We start from the raw sequence: 6,601 nt of genomic DNA on the forward strand, positions 1-6,601 counted from the left end.
AACGGCGCGCTCAGCCCACCACGACCGGCGGCCGGCAGCTCACCTCAACAGACCTCTTCAAGATCCCGCCAGTCACGCGAATCGGGCGAGTCCGCAACCCACCCGTCCAGCAACCCCCGAACCAACGAAGCCGGCGCAGCCACCCCGCACTCGCGCTCCGGCACCCACAACTGCCCGTCCGTCCGATGCCCCAGCGGCCCGGGATGCCCCGGCTCACTGTGATCGTGCGGATCGAGGTGCTGCCCGTCCCCCTCGTCGGACGGCATCCGCGACTCGGAGCACATCCGGCAGAGCAGCCGCACCGACGACGACCAGTCCTCCGCTGCGAACCCGGCGTCGGCCGCGAGCCGCTCCAGCGCGTCCCGGTCGGACTCGGTGGCGGCCTCCAGAAGCACCACCCAGGTTGGCACCGGCGAGGGCGCCCACAGCTCGATCTCGTCGAAGACGGGGTACGAGTGCCCGGCCGCGGTGGTCCGCTCCCCGTGCGGCACGCCGTCGTGGAGCACGACCTCGCCCCAGCGCCGCCCCGAAGAGGGCAGCGGGATGGAGAGCACCTCGATCCGCGCGGGGTCGAGCCTGCGCCCCCACACGACCTCGGCCTCACCCTCGGGCGACAGCCGGACGGCGGCGCTGCCCAGGTCCATCCCGGTCGGCTCACCCGCGGCGGCGGCGCCCCCGGGCACCTTCAGCCCGTACGCCTGCCAGGCCCGCCGGGCCAGCGGCCAGTCCTGCAGAGCGGTCGCGGCGATCCCGACGTTCCACCAGTCGGGGGCGCCGGTCTCGCGCTCCAGCAGGGCGACGGCGCGCAGGCCGGTCGTGCGGGCCTGCTCCCAGTCGTGCCGGAACTTGTGCAGCAGCGCGAGGTTGAACCAGGACTCGGACAGCCAGGGCTCCAGATCGGCGGCGCGCGTGAGCAGCGCCCCCGCGTCCTCGTAGCGGCCGTCGCCGATCAGCGTGAACGCGCGATCTGTGGCCTGCCGCCATGAGGCGGAGGGCCGGTGTCGTCCCTTGCCGAAGATCCTCACGATTCCCGCCTGCCGATACTCGAGGCCCGTGCCCCCGGAACACCCTCTTCTTCGCATCCAACCACGTACGGTCGGACGCTCGCTCATTACCCATGGGTTACCCAGCCGACCCCGGACTCAGACCGGGGTGCGCCACCACCCTGGCCAGCGCCTCCACGACCTCGGACGAGTAGTCCCGGCCCGTGCCGAGACGCAGCCGTTCCAGGGCCGCGAGCGGACCTTGAGGGCCCTCTTCCCTGGCCATCTCGTCGTACGCGTTCGCTGTCCGCACAATCCGTGCGGGCAGCGGCTGTTCACGGTACGGGTCGGCCTGCCGCTCCACCACCACGGCGACCTGGGCGTCCACCCCCGTCTGCCGTACGACGGCGCCGCCGAGCAGGGCGATACGGCGCTGCTGTGCGGTCGGCAGCGCCGCCGTGGCCCCCTGCGCGACCGGGTCGACGAGCGAGAGCTGCCCGATGTCGTGCATCAGGGCCGCGTACTCCAGAACGGTCAGGTCCGGCTCGGAGAGCCCCAGCTCACGCCCGACGGACCGGCTGAGCGCGGCGACCCGCAGGGCGTGCCCGTGCGGCGTGTACCCGGCGATCTCGGTAGCGCGGGCGAGCGAGGTGATGGTCTGCCGGTACGTGGCCCGCACGGCGGCGTAGCGCCGGAACGCCAGCTGGGTGAGGAGCAGCGGAAGGCTGATGACGGGCAGCGCCCACAGCCCGGCCACGCCGACGGCGAGCGCCATGACGGCCCCGGTCGCGCAGACGGCGGAGCCGATGCCGAGCATGGCCCGCAGTTCGTCGCGGAGCAGCGGTCCGAACGGCCAGCGCGTGCGCGCGTGCGCGATGGCGGCGGCGAGCACGGCGTCGCACAGCGCGGTGAGCGCGAGCAGCCCGGCGACGAGCAGCGCGTAGTACGCCCCGCCGCCGACCCACCGCTGGACCACCCCTTCGTTGTAGAGCGGCTGGAAGCAGACGGCGGCGAAGGCGACGCTCAGCACGCGCCGCGCCATGTGGTCGAGCGCGGGCCCGCGCCCCCTGGCGATGTGCGGCACGCAGCCGAGCAGCGTGCCCGCGACGGTGATGGCGACGACCTGCGCCACCCCGTGCTGGGACGGCTCCCCGCCCGCCTGCCCGAGCAGCGCGTACGCGAGCGCCCCGGCGGCGCCGAGGGGCGCGGGCTCCCGGTCCCCGCCCCCGCCCCATCGCGCCAGCTCCCCCACGACGATGAGCAGCCCGAAGGCGAGCGCGACCCCGGGCCGGTCGAGCCCGTGCCGGGTGGTGGACGCAAGGGCGACCAGCGTGAGCAGGCCCGCAGCCGCGTAGAGGCCGGCCACCATGGGAGGACGCCCGGAACCGGACCGCGTCACCGGGAGGCCGCCCCCGGCGCGGCCACGCCCGCACGGCGGGCGGCGGGGACCGTGCCCTCGTCGGCGGTGACCACGGGGTGCCAGCCCTCCCTGCCCAGGACATCGACCAGGGCCCGCACCATCACCGGGTCGAACTGCGACCCGGCGCACCGCTCCAGCTCCGCCAGTGCGACCGGCACGGGCCGCGCCCGCGAGTACGTACGCGTGGAGGTCATGGCGTCGAAGGCGTCGGCCACCGCGACCACGCGCGCGAACTCGGGGATCTGCGCCCCGGCGAGCCCGTAGGGGTACCCGCTGCCGTCGAGCCGCTCATGGTGGTGGAGGATCGCGGCGCGCGCCTCCCCCAGGAACCCGATCCCGCGCACGATCTCGTGCCCGTACTCGGGGTGCAGCTGGATGATCTCGCGCTCCTCGGGCGTGAGGGGCCCGTCCTTCCGCAGCAGCCGGGTCGGCACCCCGAGCTTGCCCACGTCGTGCAGGATCCCGGCGAACCGCAGGATCTCGACGCGCTCGTCGGCCATCCCCAGCTCGCGGGCGATCATCATGGACGCCTGCCCGACGCGCTCGCTGTGCCCGCGCGTGTAGCCGTCCTTGATGTCGACGGCCTGGACGAGCGCCCGGATGGTGGCCTGGTGGGCGGCGCTCTCACGCTGGTACTGGGCGAACACCCAGCAGGAGATGTACATGGGCAGCAGCACGAGCAGCGCGGCCACGGCCCCGTACGGACTGGCCCACAGGACGGCCATAAGCAGCCCGGCGAGCCCGTGCACGCCGACGGGCGCGAGGGACCGCAGGAAGAGCCCGCGCCAGGCGGCCGACAGGGGCACACGCTCGGCAAGGGCGAGGATGAACCCGTCGAGCACAGTAAGTACTGCGCAGAAGACGAGCACACCGGCGGCAGCGGGCGAGAGCGCGTACGACAGACGCCCCCCGGAGACGGCGTCCGGCCCGCCAAGCACCGCGAACACCCGGGCGGCCGCCCAGATGCCCAGCACGAGCTGAGCGCCCCGCCAGAGCCGCCGCAGGGCGGCGGGCCGCCGGTCCACCCGTACGAGGAGGGCCCCGGGCACGACGACGAGCGCAGCGGCGGAGGCAGGCAGCAGAAACGCTCCTGCGAGGAGCACGGGAAAGAAGGTCCCCATCCCCGCGGGAGCCCGCCGCCCAAGAACACGGCACCGCCCGACCTGCTCACACCCGGCATACACACAGGCGAGCAACGCGACGACGCCCCAGGCGGTGTCATCGAGGAAGACGGGCGCGATACACGCGACAGCCCCACCGCCGGTCAGCAGAACGAACACACGGGCCACCGGCGGTACCGACCGCATGCCCACCCCTCCCCGTCCCCCCTGTGAAGACCAATTCAGGGAGGATAGGAGGGCGCGCAGGGGTCAGAGCGGCGCGAAGGCACCGATTAGCACGTTCGAGTGAACGTAGGGAAACAGGAACTCCCGTACAAGCAACGGAAGTTCACGCCACCCGGACGCACGGGTCACATCGCAAACACCAGCCACTCCTCAGCCGATCGAGGAGGTGCCCTCTTCGGAGGCCGGGGAGGCGGGCTGCCCGGAACGGATCAGATCGATCCGCCCCATGACCTTGGCCCGCAGGTCGGCGGGTACGTCGTCATGCCCGCAGCACCGCTTGACCAGCTTCTTCACGGCCTGCTCCAGGCCGTACTTCTCCAGGCACGGGGAGCACTCCTCGAAGTGCACCTCGAACTTGGTGCAGTCGGAGTCCGGCATCTCTCGGTCAAGAAACTCATAGAGATGGTCGAGGACCTCACTGCAGTCCGTCTCGTGCGGCTCTCCGCAGCTCATGAGCCCGAGCCTTTCGCTTCGTTCGACTCTCCGGCGCCGGCCGGGACGAGCCCGCGGTCACGGGCGTAGTCCTCGAGCATGCCGCGCAGCTGGCGACGCCCCCTGTGCAGCCGGGACATCACCGTACCGATGGGTGTTCCCATGATGTCCGCGATCTCCTTGTACGCAAAGCCCTCTACGTCGGCGAGATAGACCGCGATGCGGAATTCCTCGGGGATCGCCTGCAGGGCCCGCTTCACGTCGGAGTCGGGCAGGTGATCGAGCGCCTGCGACTCGGCCGAGCGCAGACCGGTGGACATGTGCGACTCGGCACGCGCCAGCTGCCAGTCCTCGATCTCCTCGGCAGCGCTGCGCTGGGGCTCGCGCTGCTTCTTGCGGTACGAGTTGATGAAGGTGTTCGTCAGGATCCGGTACAGCCAGGCCTTGAGGTTGGTCCCCTCGCGGAACTGGTGGAAGGACGCGTACGCCTTGGCGTACGTCTCCTGCACCAGATCCTCGGCGTCCGCCGGATTGCGCGTCATGCGCAGCGCGGCCGAGTACATCTGGTCGAGGAACTCCAGAGCGTCCCGCTCGAAGCGAGCGCTGCGCTCGGCGGCGCTCTCCGCGGGCTCCGGGCGCTCGTCCGCCTGGCCGTGCTCGGTCCCTGCGTCGGTCCCTGTGACCGGACCCACCTCCTCCGAAGACGTCGCGAGACCCGGGAAGGTCCCGCCCGAATCGGAGGATAGACGACGATCCGGTCCGCCCGCCGCCCGAATGGGAGCGGTCTTGGCCGCACTCAGCACGCTCCACTCCAGCTCAGGAGTGGTGGCGCGGCCCGGGCAGATGGTCGAACCCATGCGGCGGACTTCCTCTCGTACGCAGTGTCACCGACGCTTCCGACAACACACGCCCCGCACAGGACATTCCCGCGTTACGGAAGTGACGCAACCCACGCGACGACACCACCGGTGATGACGTCCAGGGTCTCGCTCTCCCCCACGGGCGCCCGCTTGGGAACACCGAACGAATGATCCCCGTAAGGAACTTCGACGAGCTGAAACCCACCAGCCTCCGGAAACTCCCCGGGCTTGCCGAACGGATCATTACCCCCCTGGACAACCAACGTCGGCACGCCGACCCCCACCAGCTCATCAGCCCGGGACTTCTCGGGCCTGCCGGGCGGATGAAGCGGGAAACTGAGGGCGAGCACAGCGACGGCCCCCAACTCCCCGGCGGTCCGGCAGGCGACGCGGGCCCCGGCGCTGCGCCCTCCGGCAATGACCGGAAGCCCTTCCTCGGCAAGCGCGGGCCACAGACCACGCCACCCCGCATCAAGCGTCTTGGGCGCGGGGGCGACCTTCTTCCCGGCAACGCGCCAAGGCTGCTCGACAAGCGCAACGCTCACGCCGCACCCCGGCAGGACCCGCGCGAGGGCCTGCAGATCGCGAGTCTCGATGCCGCCCCCGGCCCCATGACCGACGGCGAGCACGAGACGAGGCTGATCAGCGACATGCCAGGTGATGCGGGCATCGCCGGTTTCGGTGGACACGGTCTCCGTATGGCTCACAAGATCATGGTGCACCGGCCGTCACACGCCCGACGACAGGAGGGGACGTGTCGGTGTGCCCCCGCAGGACTCCGCAGGAACGCAGCGCCGGACCACCCGCCCACGGCGTTCAGCGGGCAGAAAGCGCAATCCGGCCGAGGAGGTACACCGGCACGTCCCCACCCCCGCAGATCAGAAGGCGTCAGAACAGGGTGCCTTCCTCGGGCCCATCGATCTCCTTCAGAAGCTCGGCCCCGTTGTTCCGCACATTGCTGACAGCGCTGCTCACGGGGTAGGCCCGCATGAGCCCTTCCGGCGGAGGCGCGAGAAGCGCCCGCAGCTCCTCCACCTCGGTGCGGCGTGGGTCGAGCCAGGCATCCCACAGATCAGGCGTGAGCATCAGGGGCATCCGCGGATGGATCTCGGCAAGAGACCCCGGCCCGCCTTCGGGCGCGACCCCGAGCGGAGCGACCTCCGCCTCAGTAGTGATCACCGAGCAGGTGACCCACCAGGCCAGCGGATGCTCATCGCCCAGCGTCCGGTCCCGCCAGAACTCGTACAGCCCGGCCATCGCGAACACGGACCCGTCCGCCGGCGTCACGAAGTACGGCTGCTTCCGAGCCCGCTTCCGCTTCCCCTCGACCTCCAGTTCCCGCTCCCGCTCCCCGGTGACCCACTCGTAATACCCGTCAGCGGGAAGAACGCAGCGCCGGGCGGCGAAGGCCCGCCGGTACGACGGCTTCTCGTGCACCGTCTCGGCCCGCGCGTTGATCATCCGGGCGGCCCCCTCGGGCGTCTTGGCCCAGGACGGCACGAGCCCCCACCTCAGTTTGCGGAGCTGGCGAACCGGACGCGGATCGTCGGCGTCTTTCAC

Annotated in this window: 7 protein-coding genes; all 7 read right to left on the bottom strand. The window is 71.5% G+C overall.

Translation table 11 applies throughout. The annotated features are described in order from the left end of the window. Nucleotides 1-44: 44 nt before the first annotated feature. A complete protein-coding gene (locus N5I75_RS02510; RefSeq protein ID WP_476673740.1) occupies nt 45-1,025 on the bottom strand; it encodes a tetratricopeptide repeat protein in 981 nt (326 codons plus the stop codon). A gap of 97 nt (nt 1,026-1,122) precedes the next feature. Further along, nucleotides 1,123-2,352, bottom strand: coding sequence for an HD-GYP domain-containing protein (locus N5I75_RS02515; RefSeq protein WP_476673741.1), 1,230 nt, complete (start codon nt 2,350-2,352; stop codon nt 1,123-1,125). A gap of 26 nt (nt 2,353-2,378) precedes the next feature. Beyond that, the gene (locus tag N5I75_RS02520; RefSeq protein ID WP_476673743.1) at nt 2,379-3,710 is read right to left on the bottom strand and encodes an HD-GYP domain-containing protein; all 1,332 of its coding nucleotides are present in this window, start codon (nt 3,708-3,710) and stop codon (nt 2,379-2,381) included. 189 nt (nt 3,711-3,899) lie between these two features. After that, a complete protein-coding gene (gene rsrA, locus N5I75_RS02525) occupies nt 3,900-4,202 on the bottom strand; it encodes a mycothiol system anti-sigma-R factor (RefSeq protein ID WP_476673745.1) in 303 nt (100 codons plus the stop codon). Further along, the gene (gene sigR / locus N5I75_RS02530; protein ID WP_398199191.1) at nt 4,199-4,873 is read right to left on the bottom strand and encodes an RNA polymerase sigma factor SigR; all 675 of its coding nucleotides are present in this window, start codon (nt 4,871-4,873) and stop codon (nt 4,199-4,201) included. The genes rsrA and sigR overlap by 4 nt, the downstream gene beginning before the upstream one ends. Before the next feature lie 239 nt (nt 4,874-5,112). Further along, nucleotides 5,113-5,730 (bottom strand): alpha/beta hydrolase family protein, encoded by a 618-nt coding sequence (locus tag N5I75_RS02535; protein WP_476673748.1) that lies wholly within the window; start codon nt 5,728-5,730, stop codon nt 5,113-5,115. 199 nt (nt 5,731-5,929) lie between these two features. Next, on the bottom strand, nt 5,930-6,601 hold a 672-nt coding region (locus N5I75_RS02540), incomplete at its 5' end, for an SOS response-associated peptidase (protein ID WP_476673750.1).

Source organism: Streptomyces sp. R818 (assembly GCF_056172735.1).

Excerpts from the sequence above, each read along its gene's own strand:
- N5I75_RS02515 (WP_476673741.1), bottom strand. The coding sequence starts at position 2,352 with ATGGTGGCCGGCCTCTACGCGGCTGCGGGCCTGCTCACGCTGGTCGCC.
- rsrA (WP_476673745.1), bottom strand. The coding sequence starts at position 4,202 with ATGAGCTGCGGAGAGCCGCACGAGACGGACTGCAGTGAGGTCCTCGAC.
- N5I75_RS02520 (WP_476673743.1), bottom strand. The coding sequence starts at position 3,710 with ATGCGGTCGGTACCGCCGGTGGCCCGTGTGTTCGTTCTGCTGACCGGC.